The sequence below is a fragment of the Arthrobacter nitrophenolicus genome, assembly GCF_045833485.1.
In the GTDB taxonomy this organism is placed as follows: Bacteria; Actinomycetota; Actinomycetes; order Actinomycetales; family Micrococcaceae; genus Arthrobacter; species Arthrobacter nitrophenolicus.
Window position 1 is genome coordinate 21,265 of sequence record NZ_CP174504.1, and the last position, 16,266, is coordinate 37,530.

General features: G+C 67.7%; 16 protein-coding genes. 3 read left to right on the plus strand and 13 right to left on the minus strand.

Annotation, left to right across the window (positions count from 1 at the left end):
- Positions 1-31: 31 nt before the first annotated feature.
- The 7 genes from nagB to ACJJV6_RS00130 all read right to left on the minus strand — a co-directional run bounded on the left by nagB (position 32) and on the right by ACJJV6_RS00130 (position 7,467).
- Positions 32-811: a glucosamine-6-phosphate deaminase gene (gene nagB, locus ACJJV6_RS00100; RefSeq protein ID WP_407709626.1), complete on the minus strand. Its 780-nt coding sequence runs from the start codon at positions 809-811 to the stop codon at positions 32-34.
- Positions 812-837: 26 nt separating this feature from the next.
- A complete protein-coding gene (locus ACJJV6_RS00105) occupies positions 838-2,409 on the minus strand; it encodes a transporter (protein ID WP_407709627.1) in 1,572 nt (523 codons plus the stop codon).
- Entirely contained in the window at positions 2,391-3,230 is an 840-nt protein-coding gene (locus ACJJV6_RS00110; RefSeq protein ID WP_009356502.1) for an ABC transporter ATP-binding protein, read from the minus strand. The genes ACJJV6_RS00105 and ACJJV6_RS00110 overlap by 19 nt, the downstream gene beginning before the upstream one ends.
- 101 nt (positions 3,231-3,331) lie before the next feature.
- On the minus strand, positions 3,332-3,598 hold the full coding sequence (locus ACJJV6_RS00115; protein WP_407709628.1) for a DUF3253 domain-containing protein: 267 nt from the start codon (positions 3,596-3,598) through the stop codon (positions 3,332-3,334).
- Positions 3,599-3,612: 14 nt separating this feature from the next.
- Positions 3,613-4,710, minus strand: coding sequence for an NADH:flavin oxidoreductase/NADH oxidase (locus tag ACJJV6_RS00120; RefSeq protein WP_407709629.1), 1,098 nt, complete (start codon positions 4,708-4,710; stop codon positions 3,613-3,615).
- Positions 4,710-5,702, minus strand: a complete 993-nt coding sequence (locus tag ACJJV6_RS00125; protein WP_133346284.1) for a tetratricopeptide repeat protein — start codon at positions 5,700-5,702, stop codon at positions 4,710-4,712. The genes ACJJV6_RS00120 and ACJJV6_RS00125 overlap by 1 nt, the downstream gene beginning before the upstream one ends.
- 52 nt (positions 5,703-5,754) lie before the next feature.
- Positions 5,755-7,467, minus strand: coding sequence for a hypothetical protein (locus ACJJV6_RS00130; protein ID WP_052013997.1), 1,713 nt, complete (start codon positions 7,465-7,467; stop codon positions 5,755-5,757).
- 191 nt (positions 7,468-7,658) lie between these two features.
- On the opposite strand from ACJJV6_RS00130, the gene ACJJV6_RS00135 reads away from it, so the two are divergent.
- Positions 7,659-8,972 carry an AI-2E family transporter gene (locus tag ACJJV6_RS00135; protein ID WP_354175363.1) on the plus strand — a complete coding sequence of 438 codons (1,314 nt, stop codon included), beginning with the start codon at positions 7,659-7,661 and terminating at the stop codon, positions 8,970-8,972.
- A gap of 52 nt (positions 8,973-9,024) precedes the next feature.
- On the opposite strand, the gene ACJJV6_RS00140 is transcribed toward ACJJV6_RS00135, so the two are convergent.
- On the minus strand, positions 9,025-9,825 hold the full coding sequence (locus ACJJV6_RS00140; RefSeq protein ID WP_354175361.1) for an alpha/beta fold hydrolase: 801 nt from the start codon (positions 9,823-9,825) through the stop codon (positions 9,025-9,027).
- 44 nt (positions 9,826-9,869) lie between these two features.
- Positions 9,870-10,226, minus strand: a complete 357-nt coding sequence (locus ACJJV6_RS00145; protein WP_009356496.1) for a hypothetical protein — start codon at positions 10,224-10,226, stop codon at positions 9,870-9,872.
- Positions 10,227-10,331: 105 nt separating this feature from the next.
- On the opposite strand from ACJJV6_RS00145, the gene nucS reads away from it, so the two are divergent.
- Both nucS and ACJJV6_RS00155 read left to right on the plus strand, forming a co-directional pair.
- A complete protein-coding gene (nucS, locus tag ACJJV6_RS00150; protein ID WP_407709630.1) occupies positions 10,332-11,027 on the plus strand; it encodes an endonuclease NucS in 696 nt (231 codons plus the stop codon).
- Between the two features lie 298 nt (positions 11,028-11,325).
- On the plus strand, positions 11,326-11,529 hold the full coding sequence (locus ACJJV6_RS00155) for a cold-shock protein (protein WP_133346276.1): 204 nt from the start codon (positions 11,326-11,328) through the stop codon (positions 11,527-11,529).
- Positions 11,530-11,683: 154 nt separating this feature from the next.
- Here the strand turns inward: ACJJV6_RS00155 and ACJJV6_RS00160 are convergent, their stop codons facing one another.
- The 4 genes from ACJJV6_RS00160 to ACJJV6_RS00175 are packed head-to-tail and all read right to left on the minus strand — an operon-like array spanning position 11,684 to position 16,266.
- Positions 11,684-14,239 (minus strand): bifunctional lysylphosphatidylglycerol flippase/synthetase MprF, encoded by a 2,556-nt coding sequence (locus ACJJV6_RS00160; protein ID WP_407709631.1) that lies wholly within the window; start codon positions 14,237-14,239, stop codon positions 11,684-11,686.
- Positions 14,221-15,534 (minus strand): alpha/beta hydrolase, encoded by a 1,314-nt coding sequence (locus ACJJV6_RS00165; RefSeq protein WP_407709632.1) that lies wholly within the window; start codon positions 15,532-15,534, stop codon positions 14,221-14,223. The genes ACJJV6_RS00160 and ACJJV6_RS00165 overlap by 19 nt, the downstream gene beginning before the upstream one ends.
- A 5-nt stretch (positions 15,535-15,539) precedes the next feature.
- Entirely contained in the window at positions 15,540-15,971 is a 432-nt protein-coding gene (locus ACJJV6_RS00170) for a DUF2550 domain-containing protein (RefSeq protein ID WP_009356491.1), read from the minus strand.
- Between the two features lie 10 nt (positions 15,972-15,981).
- Entirely contained in the window at positions 15,982-16,266 is a 285-nt protein-coding gene (locus ACJJV6_RS00175; RefSeq protein ID WP_407709633.1) for a F0F1 ATP synthase subunit epsilon, read from the minus strand.

Genomic DNA, 16,266 nt, shown 5'->3' on the forward strand with positions numbered 1-16,266 from the left:
TTTTCTGCCGTCCCGCCTCCCGTGCAGCGGGTCAGAGCCCCTGCCAGGCGGGCTTGTTGTCGTAGGTGTGCCGGTAGAAATCCGCGAGCTTGAGCGCCGAAGCCGCCGCTTCGTCCAGCAGGACGGTGGCGTGCGGGTGGAACTGCAGGATCGACGCCGGGCAGATGGCGGAGACCGGCCCCTCGACGAACTCGCGCACAGCCTGTGCCTTCTGCGCCCCGGTGGCGATCAGGATCACATGCCGGGCCTCCATGAGGGTGCCGAGGCCCTGCGTCAGGACGTGGTGCGGGACCTCGGCCAGGCTCTTGAAAAAACGGGCGTTGTCCCGGCGTGTCTGTTCAATCAGGCTCTTGATCCGCGTGCGCGAGGCAAAGGAGGACCCTGGCTCATTGAACGCGATATGCCCGTCGGTACCCACCCCCAGGAGCTGCAGGTCCACGCCGCCGGCTGCGGCGATGGCATCCTCATAGGCCTGGCAGGCTGCCGGGATGTCGCCGGCTGACCCGTCGGGGCCATGGACGTTCTCCGGCGCGATGTTGACCCGGTCCGTGAACTCCCGCCGGATGACTTCCCGGTACGACTCCGGGTGCCCGGAGGGCAGGCCAACATATTCGTCCAGCGTGAACGCCGTGGCCCGGCTGAAGTCCAGGCCCCGGCTGTTCCGTTCCGCCAGCTCGTCGTAGACCGGCAGCGGCGAGGACCCCGTGGCAAGGCCAAGCACTGCGTCCGGCTTCCGCCTGAGCAGTTCCTCGATGGCATCCGCCGCCAGCTTTCCGATCTGCCTGCGTCCGCCCAGGATGACTACTTCCATGCTGTTTCCTTCCGCCGTACGCGCCGTTACTTATTAACAGCCACCTGGGCCAGGAGTTCCGGCCCGCGGGCATCGAGCCATTTCCCGCCCAGCCGCACACCAAGCACGAACAGGACGAGGCCCAGCACCGTTCCCACCGCGAGGTTGAGCCAGCCAAAGAGGCTGTTGCCGGTCACCAGCTGCGCGACCATCAGCGCCGCCTCGGGCAGGACCAGCACCACCAGGACCAGCATCCCGCCGAACTGCACGGCGAGGGTCTGCCCCACGTTGCCCGGCGGCTTCTTGAACGGGCTGTCCCCGGGGAGCGGAACCGCCACGGTGTAGCGGGCGGAAACCACGGACGCCAGCCCCAGGCAGGTGAAGAGGATGCCCAGTCCCAGCCCGAGCTGGCCGGGCAGTCCGGACCAGTCGCCGGTGAACGCCGCGGAGCCCACGGCAAAGATGACCACCACCGGAAGGGCGAAGGACAGGCAGGCCAGGGCGCGGCCCAGCCGGTCAGCCACGCCGGACACCCCTGTTGCCAGGTGCAGGGCGAACGCGGTGTTGTCATAGGACACGTCGGCCGAAATCGACCACGCGATGATGAACGCGGAGATCGGCGCCAGGAAGGCAAGGCTGGAGTACTCTCCGGTCTGGGCGCCCTGGAAGACCAGGACAACGGGCAGCAGCGGGATGACCACCAGCGATCCGGAGTAGCGGGGGTCCCGGACCCAGTAGGTGAGCGACCTCGCCATGACGGCGCCCGCCGGTACGGGCGGCAGGATCCCCAGGAGCCCAAGCCTGCTTCCCTTGCGCTTGCCGCTGCCGGCGTACGGCGGCGTGACGAGCGCCCTTTCCAGGAGCACCTTCCAGCACCAGGCCAGCGCAGCAAGCGAGGCCACCGCCATCAGGAGCTTGACCGCGGCCGGACCAAACTGCCCTGCGTGGAGCTCGCCGCCCAGGGACCAGGCGGCCCCGAGCGGGGTCCAGGAGAGCACCCCGGCGAAGTCCGGCAGGAAAGCGGTCGAGTTCGAGATGCCCTGGCCGACGCCCGCGATGATGGGTCCGAGGAGGACGAGCGGAACCATGAAGGCAATGGCGCTGATGTCCTTGAACCGCCGGGAGGCTGCAAGGCTGGCGGTGGCCGTGGTCACCACCTTTGAAAGCACGATGCATGTCATCACGCCCAGCGCCGCCCCCAGCAGTGCGCCGAGCACGGGCAGCACCCCACGGAACCAGGTCACCACCGTGGACAGCGCCACCAGGGCAGTGGCAAGGCCCGGGATGCCGATCAGCCCGCCGAGGGCCAGGCCGGCCAGCATCTGCCGCATCGGGATGGCGAAGGTGGTGAAACGGGACGGGTCCAGGGTCATGTCCGTGGCTGAGGCCACTACCGGGATGATTCCCCAGCCCAGGACGGCAGCGGAGCCGCCGAGCACCACCGCGGTCTGCGCGATTTCAGCGTCCGCGGAGCGCAGCAGGACCAGAGCCAACACCAGGGTGAAGATCAGGCCCAGCGCGTAGAGTCCGGCGAAAGCCAGGCCCACGAGCTGCCAGGGACTGCGGCGGAGGCCGTTGCGGAGCAGGGTCAGTTTCAGCCTTAGAAGGTGCGCAACCATTCCAGCCCTTCCGTGCGGCTGCGTCCGCCGACCAACTGGACGAACCGGTCTTCGAGGGATGCACCGGCGCGGACCTCGTCAACAGTGCCGGCAGCCAGGAGCCGGCCGCCCGCCACCACAGCCACGTGATCGCACATGCGCTGGACCAGGTCCATGACATGGCTGGACATGATGACCGTACCGCCCGACGCCACGTAGCCGTCCAGGATGGAGTGGATGTTCGCCGCCGAGACCGGGTCCACGGCCTCGAAGGGTTCGTCGAGGACCAGCAACCGGGGGGCATGGATCAGGGCGGAGGCGAGCGCGATTTTCTTGGTCATGCCGGCGGAGTAGTCCACCACCAGCGTTCCCGCATCCTGCGTCAGGTCCATGGCTTCCAGCAGGTCGCCCACGCGGGAGGCCACCACGGCCCTGTCCATGCCGCGCAGCAGTCCGGCGTAGGTGATCAGCTGCTCACCGGTCAGCCTGTCGAACAGCCTGACGCCGTCAGGCAGGACGCCCATAAGTTTCTTGGCTTCGAGAGGGTGCGCCCAGACGTCGATGCCGTGGACAAACGCTGTCCCGAAGTCCGGCCGCAGCAGTCCGGTGGCCATGGACAGCGTGGTGGTCTTGCCTGCGCCGTTGGGGCCCACGATGCCGTAGAAGGAGCCGGCAGGCACGTCCAGGCTGATGCCGTCCACCGCGATTTTCTGGCCGAACCGCTTGGCCAGGCCACGGATGGCCAGGGCCGGAACTGCGCCGGCGGCGGCAGGGGAAGGGGGTGCGGCGGCCTCGGCGGGATGCAGCGGCACGCCCGCGGGATCGGGATGCTGGGCGGTCATGAAGCCAGACTAGCCCCCGGAACACGGCTGCGGGGTCCTCCGGGAGGAGTAGAAATAAAGGCGTACGGCTGCTGTCCGCCCCGCCAGACTTCCCGCCCTTCCTAAGGGGCCTTGCGGATGCGGATGGGCCCCTTCGCAGTGGCCGGATCAACCACCGAACCACCTTGGGTAATCACAACCTCGCCGGCGTCGACGAGCCGCCGCGCCGCACGCCGGGCCGGCTCCATGAGGTCGCGCCAGCGTTCGCCGCCGACGGCCCGTGCCGCGTCGGACGGACAGATGGTGGACGTGGCGGCCCTGGCAGCCAGGAGCCCAAGGATTGTGGCTTCCAGCTGCTGGTCGATGCCGGCGGAATCACGGGGCGACATTGCTGCTCCCGTACTCAGAAGCTGCGCCGCGGCATTGCCCGCTCGTACTGGGGAGCCCAGCCGATTTCGTGGCCCAGTTCGAACCCTGCACGGAGCCACCAGTGCGGGTCGCGGAGCGCGGCCCTGGCAATCAGCACGGCATCGGCCTGTCCGCTGGCGATGGCGTGCCCGGCCTGCCCGGCGGAGGTCAGCAGGCCCACTGTCCCGGTGGGAATGCCGGCCTCTTTGCGGATGGCCGCGGAAAAACCGGTCTGGTATCCGGGGCCGGGCGTAATCCTTTGGTGGGCCACTGCTCCCCCGCTGGACACGTCAACCAGGTCCACGCCGCGTTCCGCTGCCTGCCGTGCCAGGCGGATGGAAGCCGGCAGGTCAACGCCGCCCTCGGCCCAGTCGGTGGCGGAAATCCTCAGCAGCAGCGGCATCGAGTCGGGGATGGCGTCGCGCACGGCATCGACGACGGCAAGCATCAGGCGGTTGCGGCCGGCCTCGTCCCCGCCCCATTCGTCGGTGCGCAGGTTCGTCAGCGGGCTCTGGAACTGATGCAGCAGGTAGCCGTGTGCGCCATGGATCTCCACGGTGTCAAAGCCTGCGTCCACCGCGCGCTGCGCCGCTGCCGCGAAGTCCGAGATCACCGCCCGGATCTGCCCGGCTGTCATCTCGGCGGGAACCTCGTAGCCGTCGTAGGCCACGGCTGAAGGACCCACTGTGCCCCAGCCGCCGTCGGCGGCTGCCACACTGCCATGCCTGCCGGAGAACGGCCACCACGTGGAGGCCTTCCGGCCGGCATGCGCCAGCTGCACTCCGATCTTCGCGCCGGCCGCTCCATGGCGGTGCACAAAGGTGGTGATCCGCTGCCACGCCTCGGCCTGGTCATCGTTGTAGAGCCCGGCGTCGCGGGGGCTGATGCGGCCCTCGGCAGCCACCGCTGCCGCCTCGGTGAGCAGCAGCGCGGCCCCGCCGGCGGCAAAGGAACCCAGATGCATGAGGTGCCAGTCGTTGGGAACCCCTGGCGCGGCGTCGGGATCGCAGCTGTACTGGCACATGGGCGACAGCCAGCCGCGGTGCTGGAGCTCCAGGGAACGGAGCTTCAGCGGATCGAAGAGGCCCGGCACTAGAAGAGGACCCTCGCCAGTGCCTGGCGCGCCTTAGAAACGCGTTCGTCGGATGCGCCCACCACGTCGAAGAGTTCCAGCAGGCGGACGCGGGCGGTCTCACGCTCCGGACCGAAGTTCCTGCCAATGAACGCCACCAGCCGGTTCAGGCCGTCGTCAACGTGTCCGCCGGCGATGTCCAGGTCCGCGACAGCAAGCTGGGCTTCCAGGTTGTCCGGCTCGTTGGCGGCGAGCGTGCGGACGGACTCGGCGTCCTGGGCCGAGAGCGGCTGCAGGCGTGCCATCAGCTCCACCTGGGCAAGCCCTGCCTTGGCCTCGTGGTCCGAGGGCATCTCCTTGAGCGCCTGGCGGTAGGCATCCGCGGCTGCGTCGAAGTCGCCCGCCTCGATGGCATCGTAGGCGGCCTGGTGAAGTGGCGGCAGCGGCGCGGGCTCGGGTTCCTCACCGGCGCCCGCGTTCAGGCTGCCGGTCACGCCGTTCGCCGCAGCCACCTTCAGCAGCTCATCGAACAGCGCGCGCACTTGCTGCTCGTCCGCGCCGCCCTGGAAGAGCGGCACAGGCTGCCCCTTGAGGACGGCCACGGCGGTGGGCACTGCCTGCACCTGGAACGCCTGGGCCAGCTGGGGAAACGCCTCGATATCGGCGGCCCCGAGGACAAGCCGGCCCCCGTAGCTCTTCACCACGCTGTCCAGCGTCTGCAGCATCCCGCTGGACTCCGGCGAGTACGGGGCCCACAGGGCGAACACCACGGGGACCTGCGCGGACAGTTCCACCAGTTGCTGGAAATTGGCCTCGGTGACGTTGACCCGCAGGTCCGGTCCGCCTGCAGTTCCGCCGGACTGCGACCCGTCCGGTGCGACGGCACCACCGGCGGCGCCGGTTCCGGCAGGCGCGGCCGGGCGCTGCTTCAGGGTTGAAAGGTCGACGGCGCCGCGCAGGTTAAGCAGGCTGGCAGCGGCTGGAGGGACTGGGCGGGAAGCAGGCGAACTCATGCTTTCCACTTTAGCCACTCCGGCCGCTGCCGGAAGTAATGCGGTGCCGGGGCTACTTGAAGCTGGCGCCGACCAGGCCGCGGGTTGCGGCGACGAGCTTCATGGGGTCGCTGGAGCCGGCAGGCGGTATGTACACCGCCATGGACTCGGCGAAGTTGAGCACCATGCCGGTGGTGGTTTCCTTGCCGCCGGCCAGGGCTGCTGCGTCATCACCGATGGTCAGCTTGTCGCCGGCAGCCTTCGGCGTGCCTTCAAAACCGAAGTTGATCCGGCCCAGGACCAGGGCCCCGCCGTCGTCAGTGCGGAAGACCACCGTGCTTTCCGGAACCACCTTGTGGGTGAAGGCGAAGTTGCCGTTCTCTCCGGCCTTGACCACTTCTGCCTGGTAGGACAGCGTGTCCGCGATGTACGGCGAGGACTCGCCCTCAACAAGCTTGTCCTTGAAGGCGGAATCGGGAGTGGTCAGGCGGTCGGCGAGGCCCGAGAGGGCCTCTTCCCCGCTGTACAGCAGGCCGGTCTTGTCGCCGGCGGCGAGCGTGTCCGTGCCGCCGCGGCTGATGGTGGGGAACGTGGCGCCGGGCTGGAGCGGGGTGGTTTCCACCAGCTTGTAGTTCTCGCGCGGCGAGGGCTGGACCAGGGTCAGCAGCTGGGGCACCACGTTGCCGTCGCCCTGGGTGACGGCAAGGACGGAGCGGGGCCAGTCGCGGTCACTGGTGACCACGGTGGTGAGCAGCTTGGTGGAGCGGACGGGCATCCTGGCTTCGTAGGAGCCCACCTGGGAACGGATCTTGTAGTTCTGGGTGCGCACTTCCAGCTCGGTGCCGCCCACACGCTCGGCCAGCTGGCCCGCGTCCTTGGCGGCATCACCGGCGTCGACGGCGCTGGAAACCTGCTCCAGGATCCTGCGGAACTGGGCATCAAGCAGGACCGGCGATCCGGCCTCCGGGGCAGCCGGTGCCGACGGCGAACCGGTGGCTTCCGGAGCGGGCGTGGCAGCGTACGCAGCCGTGCCGGACCCCGCGAGGACTGCTGCAGTGATGCCCGCAGCCACCATGCCGGCACGCGAGGATGCCTTGGAAGATCCGGCTCCCGACTGGCTCCGGGCACGGGCCCGCTGCGCAAAGCCGCTGCCCTGCCCATCGCCTTCACCGTTCCGCTTGCGCGCGGAGATCAGTGCCAGCGCGATGCCGCCAAGGATCAGGAGGGAGCCAAGCACGATGAGGGGAATGGCCCACGGTGTGGATGTGTCGTTGGGGAATGTCATGGAGACGGACGCCGGCGCGGCCTTGGTTCCGTCGGAGGCGAGCAGGAGGCTCCAGTCGCCGTCTGCCGGAGGCGTCCAGGAGTATTCCAGTTCACCGCTGGCGTTTTCGCTGGAAACCCAAAGGTCGGAGCCGGCCGGGTTGGGGGTGGTGGCCTCGCCGTCGGTGTGCTCAACCTGCAGGGACTTGCCGTCCTCAGAAACACCGCTGATGGTGTTGTGCGCGGCCTGTCCAACCCAGGCGTCGACGTCGTCCGGACGGCCGGCGGCGAGCAGGAAGTTGCCGTCGCCCTCGATGCTGATCTTGACGGTACCGCCGTGCAGGGTGCGCAGGTTCTGGTCAATGACGGTCAGCGGCGCTTCCGCCGTGTCGGCCGGCGCGGCTGCCGTGAAGGTCTCGGAAGGGGCCCAGATGGTTCTCTGGCCGATGCCGGCCAAAAGTGTCAGGAGGCCGAGCAGCACGAGTGCGACTGCAGTCTTTAAACGCAAGGGAACACCTATCATCAGCGGGGGTTTGCCTTCCATAGTAACCGTTTTGTTACCAGGGCCCCGGATTGGGTGGGCCTGCCGCCCCGGGAAAATGCCCCGGACCACCCCCGTCCGCAGCTGTTGACAAGGCTGCTGATAGTGTTTGCGATGATCATCACATTGGCCCGTTGACGCGGCGCCACGTACGGAACAGGCCCTCAAAACCAGTGACTGACAAGACGGACGAGTCTTCCTCGGCAGCCAACAATTCCGGAGGCCAGGAGCCACCGGCAGCCGCACCCGAGGGGGCCCCGCACGCCCGCAGGAAGGGCACCGCCGCGGCGGCGCTCGGTTTTGTGGCCCGCCGGCTTCGCCAGCCGCTGCCAGGAGCCCAGCCCAGGCTGCGGTTCGAGATGCCGCCGGAGTACGTCCAGGAGCAAGAGGTTTTGACCACTGACCCGGACGGCGAGGTAAGGCCGCAGTTCGGCCGGCCCGGTCCCCGGATGTCGCCGCAGCATCCCCTCTATATGGGCTTCATGGGAACCGTCGGCGTGGGGCTTGCGCTGCTGGTCTACTGGATCGGCTCGAACACCACGCAGCTGCTGCTGTGGATCGTGGCGGCCCTGTTCATCGCCCTGGGCCTGGAACCGGTGGTGGGCTGGCTGGAGAACCGCAAGATCCCGCGGCCGGCAGGAATCCTGGTGTCCGTGACTGTCCTGGTGAGCGCCGTCGTCGGCTTCTTCGCCACCCTGATCCCCACCATCGTGGAGCAGGTGACGGAAATCGTGGAGCAGGCGCCGGTGTGGATCCGGGACTTCATCGATTCGGAGTTCTTCCGCAGCCTCGACGACCAGTTCGGCGTCCGTGACCGGGTGGCGGAGGAACTGGACAAGTTCGTGAACGACCCCGCCGCGGTGGGCGGTATCTTCGGCGGCGTGGTGGGCTTCGGTTCCACCGTGGCCAACGGCCTGTTCGGGGCCCTGATCGTGCTGGTGCTGAGCCTGTACTTCCTGGCCGCCCTGCCGGCGATGAAGAAGTGGGGCTACCGGCTGGCGCCCCGCTCCCGCCGCCACCGCGTGGAAGCCCTGTCCGAGGAGATCACCCGGTCTGTGGGCAACTACGTGATCGGCCAGGCCTGCGTGGCGCTCCTCAATGCCACCTTCGCCTTCATCGTGATGTCCATCCTGGGCATCCCGTTCGCCCTGCTGCTGGCCTTCGTCGTCGCCCTGCTCGCGTTCATCCCGCTGGTGGGCGGCATGATAGCCGCCGTGGTGGTGCTGCTCGTCTCCCTGACGGAGGGCTGGCAGACGGCCGCCATCTACGCCATCTGCTACTTCGCCTACCTGCAGTTCGAGGCCTATTTCATCTCGCCGCGCATCATGCAAAAGGCGGTTGCAGTGCCGGGAGCGGTGGCAGTCATTTCAGTCATCGCGGGCGGCAGCCTGCTGGGGATCCTTGGCGCGCTGATCGCCATTCCCACCGCAGCGGCCGTCCTGCTGCTGATCCGGGAGATCTACATCGTGCGGCAGGACCAGCACTGACAGGACCAGCACTGACAGGACCAGCCCTGGTCCGCGCCGCTCCCCCGGCGGCCTAGGCCGGAGCGGTGGCCGACGGGCCGTCCCATTCCGTCGGCAGCCCGGCAGGGCCGGAGCCGGCCCCGGTGACGTCATCCACGATTTCGTTCAGGACCCGGGCCGCGTACTTTTCCCCCACCCACAGGTGCTTGGCGCCGTCGACGCCCACCACCCGCGCCTGCGGCACCAGGCTGAACCGTGCGGCCGCCTCGGCGGGCTGGAGGAAGTCGTCGTGCTCGGGGACCAGGACGGTGAGCGGCTTGCCCGATTCCGCCCACTGCTGGAGGTGCTTGTCCGTGGCACGGTGCAGCGGCGGCGACAGCAGCACGGCGCCTTCCACCTGCGATGCCACCGGCTCCACCGCGCCGTACATCAGCGCCAGTTCCGTGCCGAAGGACCAGCCCACCAGCCACCGGTTGGGCAGGCCGCGTTCCACCGCGAACCGCACCGCCGCCTCCACGTCGTACCGCTCGCCGATGCCCTCCTCGAAGGCGCCCGTGCTGGTGCCGCGCGGGGATGCCGTGCCCCGGGTGTTGAAGCGGAGCACCGCGACACCTGCCAGCGCCGGCAGGCGGTAGGAGGCCTTGCGGTAGACGTGCGAATCCATGAACCCGCCGTGCGTGGGCAGGGGGTGCAGGGTGATGAGCGTAGCGTGGACGGGCCCCGATTCCGGCAGCGCGAGTTCACCCACCAGGGTGTGGCCGTCGTCCGTCTGCAGCTCCACGTTTTCGCGCCGGGCGGGCAGGACGGTGGAGGCACGGATGGGAACAGGTCCCCCGGAGGGCGTGAATTCGTACGACGACGGATGAAAAGTCATGCCTGCCAGCTTAGCGACAGCAGGGGTGCTGCCGCCCGCGGATGTCAGCGGTAGCGGTAACTGCGCGACATCCAGCAGTTTGTATGCCAGTGGCGCCGCTCCGCCAGGCCGGCGGCCGCCCCGAAGAGATGGTCGTCCTTCCAGACCACCAGGTGCGCGACGCCGGGCAGGACGGCCGTGGAGCACTCAGGGCAGATGTAGGTCTTTTCGGCGTTTTTGGCGGTCATGGTGCGGACCATCCATTCGCCGTCCGGCGCGCTTTCACGCCGGGCGATGCCGGCCCGGGCGCGTTCCAGGTCCAGCTCGGGAACGTCCCCGCCGCCCTTTTTGCCGGCACCCCGCTTTCCCGGGCCTGCACCTTTCCCGGAGACAGGACGGCGGGGACGGTTGGAACGCGGCATGCATCCATTCTGCCCCAGCCCGGCACGGCTCCCGCACCCGCGCAACCGCCGTGCGAGCCGGCGTCGGGACCGGGCCGCAAGGCTGCAGGCGGTAGTCTGTACGGCGTGCGACTTGTCATAGCCCGATGCTCCGTTGATTATGTTGGCCGGCTCAAAGCCCATCTCCCCCTCGCCACCAGGCTCCTCCTGGTCAAGGCGGACGACTCCGTCCTGGTCCACTCGGACGGCGGATCCTATAAGCCGCTCAACTGGATGAGCCCGCCCGCCACCCTGCGGGTCTCCTCCCCGGAGGACGTGGACCTGGAGCTGGGCGTGGTGGAGCAGTGGACCGTGCAGTCGGCGAAAACCGACGACCGGCTCATCATCAACATCCACGAAAAGCTGAGCGAGTCGTCCCACGACCTCGGCGTGGACCCCGGCCTCATCAAGGACGGCGTCGAGGCCGACCTCCAGCGGCTCCTCGCCGAACAGATCGAAACCCTCGGCACCGGCTACTCGCTGATCCGCCGCGAGTACTTCACCGCCATTGGACCGGTGGACATCCTGGCGCGGGACGCGGACGGCGGTACCGTGGCCATCGAGCTCAAGCGCCGGGGCGACATCGACGGCGTGGAGCAGCTGACGCGCTACCTGGAACTGCTCAACCGCGATCCGCTGCTCGCGCCCGTGCGGGGGATCTTTGCTGCCCAGCAGATCAAGCCGCAGGCAAAGGTGCTGGCAACGGACCGCGGCATCGACTGCATCACCCTGGACTATGACGCAATGCGCGGCGTCGATGACAGCGAATCACGCCTTTTCTGACCTGCCGCATTAACGCCCGGGCAACGCCAAAGCCGCCTGACAAGGCATTTAACCGGGTTTTAACCTAAATTTTGGCCGTTTCACCGCCAAAACCGTTGACCGGCGCGGAGAGGCATGAAATTCTTGTCTCAGTCTTTGTGTAGGTGTTTTTCATGCTCGCAAGACATGTTGCGAGCGCGAAGCTCCTGCAACCCGGACCCCTGAATAGGGCCCGGAATTCAGGATTCTTCTCGCGGAGTGACCAAGGCCGGTACGAGGTGTGCCGATCTTAAAAAAGTTCCACAATGAGGAGAAATAAATGGCACAGGGAACCGTCAAGTGGTTCAACGCTGAAAAGGGCTTCGGCTTCATTACCCCGGATGACTCCGACGGTGATGTCTTCGTTCACTACTCGGAGATCCAGACCAACGGCTTCAAGACCCTCGACGAGAACCAGCGCGTTCAGTTCGAGATCGGCCAGGGCGCCAAGGGCCCCCAGGCTACCGGCGTGACGCTGGTCTAGTCCCCCGCCGCAAACCCGCTTCGGCGGTATGCAGCAATAAAATGATCCCCGGCAATTACTGCCGGGGATCATTTTATTGCTGCTTCTTTTTTCGTTTTCGGAATGCTTTTTCCCGCATCCCGGCGGCAAGTTTTATGTCTATTGCCAATTGCCTTTACTTGACCAGTTTGCTGACCAGCCGTGCACCCTGCGGCAGGGAAAGCCCGGGCAGGTACGCGCGGGTCAGGGCGCGGCCGATGGCCGGCAGGTGCAGCGGGTCCTGATAGTAGAGGTACAGCGCGCGGTACTCCGGCTTGAACCGAGACTTGAACGCGGCCAGGGAACGGAAGCCGTACACCGGCTCCAGCGCATGCCCCACGAGATCGAGGATGCGGACCAGGTTTTCGGCCCCGTCCCGGTCCCCGCTGCTGTCGTCGGCGCCGCCGTGGTTGGCCAGCGGCGAGCCGGACAGGGAGATCACCTCCACCGATCCGCGCAGCTCCAACACGGCCGAGGCGATGAGGAATTCCATGACGCCCGGAAAACCTTCCGTGCTCCGCCGCATGACGTCCAGCGTCCTGCTGACCAGCCGCCCGCCGTCGTACACGGGAAGCCAGCTGGTCACGCCGTGGACTGTACCGTTACCGTCGACGGCAAGGCAGCACAGGACCTCGTCGTCGTCCAGCTCGTCCACCCCGCCTAGGGTGAAGCCCATTTCAGGGACGGACTTGTTGGCCGCCCACTCCTCCGAGACCTCGTTGAGCTTTGACCGCAAAGCAGCCGGCAGCGCGTGGTAGGGACCCCACACCGCCTCAACCCCCAGCTTTGCAGCCCGGTTCAGCGCTGTCCGCACGTTCTGCCATTCCTTGCCCTTGAACTCCAGCTCCCGGATGGCAAGCCGGGTCTCCTGCGCGACCGGCACCCGGGCGAACCCGCGCTCCTGCAGCGCCGGCCACATGGAGTCGTCGCAGGAGTACAGCGCCGGAATCAGGGCCTGGCTGCGGCAGTAGGCCAGGAACCCCTCGGTGACCGCCTGCTGTGCCTGCCGCGGTCCGATGGCCCCGCCCAAAGTCAATGCCACGCTGCCGTGCCGCTGGTAGGCAACCGCACCCTGCCCGTCGGGGCTGAACCAGTAGGTGTTGGGCTCCCAGAGTGCCATCCAGGACAGCGGCCCGCCGCCCTGGTGCAGCAGTTCCCGGGCCCTGGCGCGGTCCTGCCACCCGGAGTCGTGGCCATGGTGTCCGATCAGCACCCACCACACCGCCACCAGGGCCACCACCCAGAACACGGGACCCGAGTAGGCAAACAGGACCGCCTCCACGCTGTTCCGGTCGGCAAAGACCCGGTGGTAGTGCTGCGGGATGGGAACCGGGACGTACTGCCTGGCGAGCTCGGCGAAAAGTCCCAGCAGCCCGCCGTCGCGTTCCAGGCCGCCTGACCAGAACCATGCGCCGGCATAGGCGGTGGCCAGGACCCCCCACGTGCCGCCGGCCACCAGGGCCAGCGTCCGGCGGGCAGCAGGGAGCGTCTGCACCCGGAACTGCCGCCGGTTGAGCCACAGGACCACGGCGAGCAGGAGGGGCACGACGACGAGCGGCAGCACGTGGGCGAAGGCCGATCCCATGGGTGCGGCCTGCGGCCCCTGCGGGCGTGAGGGCACCAGCGCAAAGAGTGCGAGGTAGACGGCGGCCAGTGCCGTGACGGCCAGCTGGATGGCGATTGCGATGTTCAGCGCAAGCCTCCGGCCGCGGCGCATGCCGTCGGCACAGATCAGCAGCAGGAGAACCGGGACAACGGCCAGCGCCAGCCCGAACGGGCCGGCGAACCCTGCACGTCCGGCTTCCAGGCAGGAGGCTTCAACGGTTGCCCCGCAGTTCAGGGCAAGCTGGCTGAGCGTGGGCATCGGGTTCAGCACCACGTCGCGCAACAGTGCCAGCGGCCCGGTGGGCGACCGCGCGATTCCGGTGAGGATGGGCCCCACGGCGAAGACGGCAACGGTCAGGGCAAGGAGGTTCCTCGTCTCCCGGCCCGTGGACCGGTGCCGGTGCAGGTGGCCCTGGTCGCCCTGGATCCACCAGCCCGCCAGCAGGCCCAGGAGTGCGCCGAGCAGGCCGATGACCGTTTCGGCGTGTCCCACGTAAAGGACCAGCAGGAGCGAAACGGAGATCACCGCCGTCCGCAGCCGCCGCTGCCACAGCACCGGCAGCCGTGCACTTCCGGCCAGTCCTGCTGCCAGGACCGGTCCATAGGGCCCGATCAGGATGTCGTCCGCCATCTGGTCCAGCCACCCGTCGCCGGCGTACTCCGCCAGCTGGGTGATGAGCAGGAACAGCGTCACCGCGGCGAACTGGCCGCCAAACAGCAGGGCAGCCGCTGCCCTGGACCCGAGTTTCCGCTCCGCAAGCCCCAGGAACACGATGATCATGAGTGACGCTGCCAGGTACGCCAGGGGGTTGGTCGCGAAAAAGAGGCTGGTGAAGAGCTGCCACCAGTTGCCGTCACGGAGACCCTGCCCGCTGACGCCGGCCAGCTCCAGGAGGTGCTCCGGCGGCCCTGCCAGGTAGCTGCCTGTTACCGCGCCGGCCAGCACGAACACCGCAAGGACGGCCAGGCTGAACGGCACGGACCGCAGCTCGACGGCGGCACGGGCCAGTGCGGGCCGGAGCACGGTGTCCCAGGCCAGTGCCGTGGTGCGGACCTCCCTTTCGGGGCTCACCGCCGAAGCCCCCATCTGTCCATGAGGAAATCCAGGGCATCGGCAATCCGCCGCGAGGACGTATCCCAGGAATGGCCGGTGTTCTCCACTTCATACGCCCGAACGGTGAATCCTGCGCTTTCCGCTGCGGTCACCAGTGTCCGGAGGTACCCCACGAACTCTGGATCGTTCTGTCCGGCCGTCAGGTAGAGGCCGCTGCCTTCGAACCTTTGCTGCTTCATGATGGCCAGGGGGGTCTGCCGGTTGAAGGCCTCCGGATCCCCGGGGAAGGCGGCGTCGATGGTTTTCTGCCGTTCCTTGGCGATGGCCGGTTCCGCTTCAGCCGAGAATGCCAGCGCTGCAGGGAAAAGCTCCGGGTGCCTCGTGGCCAGCTGCACCGCGCAGGTGCCGCCAAAGGAGAAACCGCCCGTCGCCCACCGGCTGTGGTTGGTGTCCACCACCAGCGTGGAGCTGATCCAGCCGGTGACATCCTTGGTGAGGTAGGTATCGGCACGGGCAATCCGGCTGTCCATGCACATGGTGTTGGCCGACTGGGAACCGTTGGGGTCGGGAATCACCACTACCGGAGCCACCCCGCCGTGTGCTGCGGCGTAGGAGTCCATGTGGGCCTGGATGGTCCCGCCCGTGAGCCAGTCCGCCGGGCCGCCCGGCTGCCCTGCGATCAGCACCAGGACCGGAAGGGCCGGACGGTTGGCGGCAAAGTACGCGGGCGGCAGGTACATGTAGGCTTCCCGCGTGTCCATACCGGACAGCGTGCCGGGAATGGAGGCCCTGCGGAGGGCTCCCCCGGCCGGAAGTTCGCCCTGCGGGCTCCAGCTGTCCAGGGAAGCGCCGTCGGGCTGGCCGGGCTGGCGCATCAGTCCGGCTTCGAGGGTGGGAATCCGGGACAGGGCTGTTCCCAGGAGGTCGCTGACGGTCCTGTTCAGCCCGAAGTAGGCGTTGATCTGCACTGAGGACAATGCGACCACCAGGAGTGCGGCCAGGACGGCGGTCCCACGCCGCGGCCAGCTCGCGTGCGGAAGGCGCATCAGGCCCAGGAGCACGGCGGCGACGGCGGGGACCACCCAGAGCAGGACGGTGTCCGGAATGTTCTCGGGGAAAACTGTGAAAACGTTGATGAGGGCCCAGTGGACGGTGGCGACCAGGGCAAAGGCGGCAGCCGCGGCCGCGATGATGCGGAAGATCCACCGGCGGACGTTCGGGGACGCAGGGGGCGGCAGCAGGAGGTAGCCGGCGCCGGCCAAACCCAGGATGAGGGCTGCCCAGTACAGGGGGCCGTCAATCAGCCTGACGTCGTATAACCAGTCCACGCCGGCTAGCGCCAGGTCCCCACGCCGATGACCGGGCCGGCCTCCAGCCATGAGGACAGGCCGGTGTAGGCGTCGAACTTCATGGCGAGCCGGAGGTCCTGGCCTTCATAACGCAGTTCAACGATCACGACGTCGGGCTGGACCTTGACGGCCTCGGCATCCGTGGGCTTGCGGCGGCCCAGGAGTTCAAGCGAGTGGCGCTTGAACCGGTGTTTGGGGCGGACACTGAGCGAGAGCAGCCGGAACCACTCCAGGTCGTTGTCCTGATAACGACAAACCCCCATCTGCCAGCTGTTTCCAGCCATGCAGATGGAGGCGTCCACCGTGCCGAGGGCACGCCGCAGGTTGAAGCGGCGCACCCCCGAAAGGCACAGTGCAAAAATCAGCAAACCAAAGGCGGTTGCCAGTGCGATGAACGGAAGACTAGATGCGTCCATCAAGGTGATGCTAGCGGATCCCAGCGGTGGCCCACTCACCCAGGTGGGCGTTGTCAGCCACGATAACCACGCGGTTGTTGTCAACGGAGAAGAATCCGCCGTCGACAGCTACTGCAATACGGTCACCGGACACCGGCTGGATAGCCAGCTCACCTTCGGCCAGGATCGCCAGCAGGGGCGAGTGGCCGGGCAGGATTCCGATTTCACCATCGCTGGTGCGGGCCTTGACCATCTTGGCCGCTCCGGACCACACGAAGTGGTCCGCTGCGACAATCTCAACCTCAAGCTCAGCCAT

What these genes read in the sequence shown, in the direction of transcription:
- nagB (WP_407709626.1), bottom strand. Translation starts at nt 811, where the DNA reads ATGGAAGTAGTCATCCTGGGCGGACGCAGGCAGATCGGAAAGCTGGCG.
- ACJJV6_RS00105 (WP_407709627.1), bottom strand. Translation starts at nt 2,409, where the DNA reads ATGGTTGCGCACCTTCTAAGGCTGAAACTGACCCTGCTCCGCAACGGC.
- ACJJV6_RS00110 (WP_009356502.1), bottom strand. Translation starts at nt 3,230, where the DNA reads ATGACCGCCCAGCATCCCGATCCCGCGGGCGTGCCGCTGCATCCCGCC.
- ACJJV6_RS00115 (WP_407709628.1), bottom strand. Translation starts at nt 3,598, where the DNA reads ATGTCGCCCCGTGATTCCGCCGGCATCGACCAGCAGCTGGAAGCCACA.
- ACJJV6_RS00125 (WP_133346284.1), bottom strand. Translation starts at nt 5,702, where the DNA reads ATGAGTTCGCCTGCTTCCCGCCCAGTCCCTCCAGCCGCTGCCAGCCTG.
- ACJJV6_RS00130 (WP_052013997.1), bottom strand. Translation starts at nt 7,467, where the DNA reads ATGATAGGTGTTCCCTTGCGTTTAAAGACTGCAGTCGCACTCGTGCTG.
- ACJJV6_RS00140 (WP_354175361.1), bottom strand. Translation starts at nt 9,825, where the DNA reads ATGACTTTTCATCCGTCGTCGTACGAATTCACGCCCTCCGGGGGACCT.
- ACJJV6_RS00145 (WP_009356496.1), bottom strand. Translation starts at nt 10,226, where the DNA reads ATGCCGCGTTCCAACCGTCCCCGCCGTCCTGTCTCCGGGAAAGGTGCA.
- ACJJV6_RS00155 (WP_133346276.1), top strand. Translation starts at nt 11,326, where the DNA reads ATGGCACAGGGAACCGTCAAGTGGTTCAACGCTGAAAAGGGCTTCGGC.
- ACJJV6_RS00160 (WP_407709631.1), bottom strand. Translation starts at nt 14,239, where the DNA reads ATGGGGGCTTCGGCGGTGAGCCCCGAAAGGGAGGTCCGCACCACGGCA.
- ACJJV6_RS00170 (WP_009356491.1), bottom strand. Translation starts at nt 15,971, where the DNA reads ATGGACGCATCTAGTCTTCCGTTCATCGCACTGGCAACCGCCTTTGGT.
- ACJJV6_RS00175 (WP_407709633.1), bottom strand. Translation starts at nt 16,266, where the DNA reads ATGGCTGAGCTTGAGGTTGAGATTGTCGCAGCGGACCACTTCGTGTGG.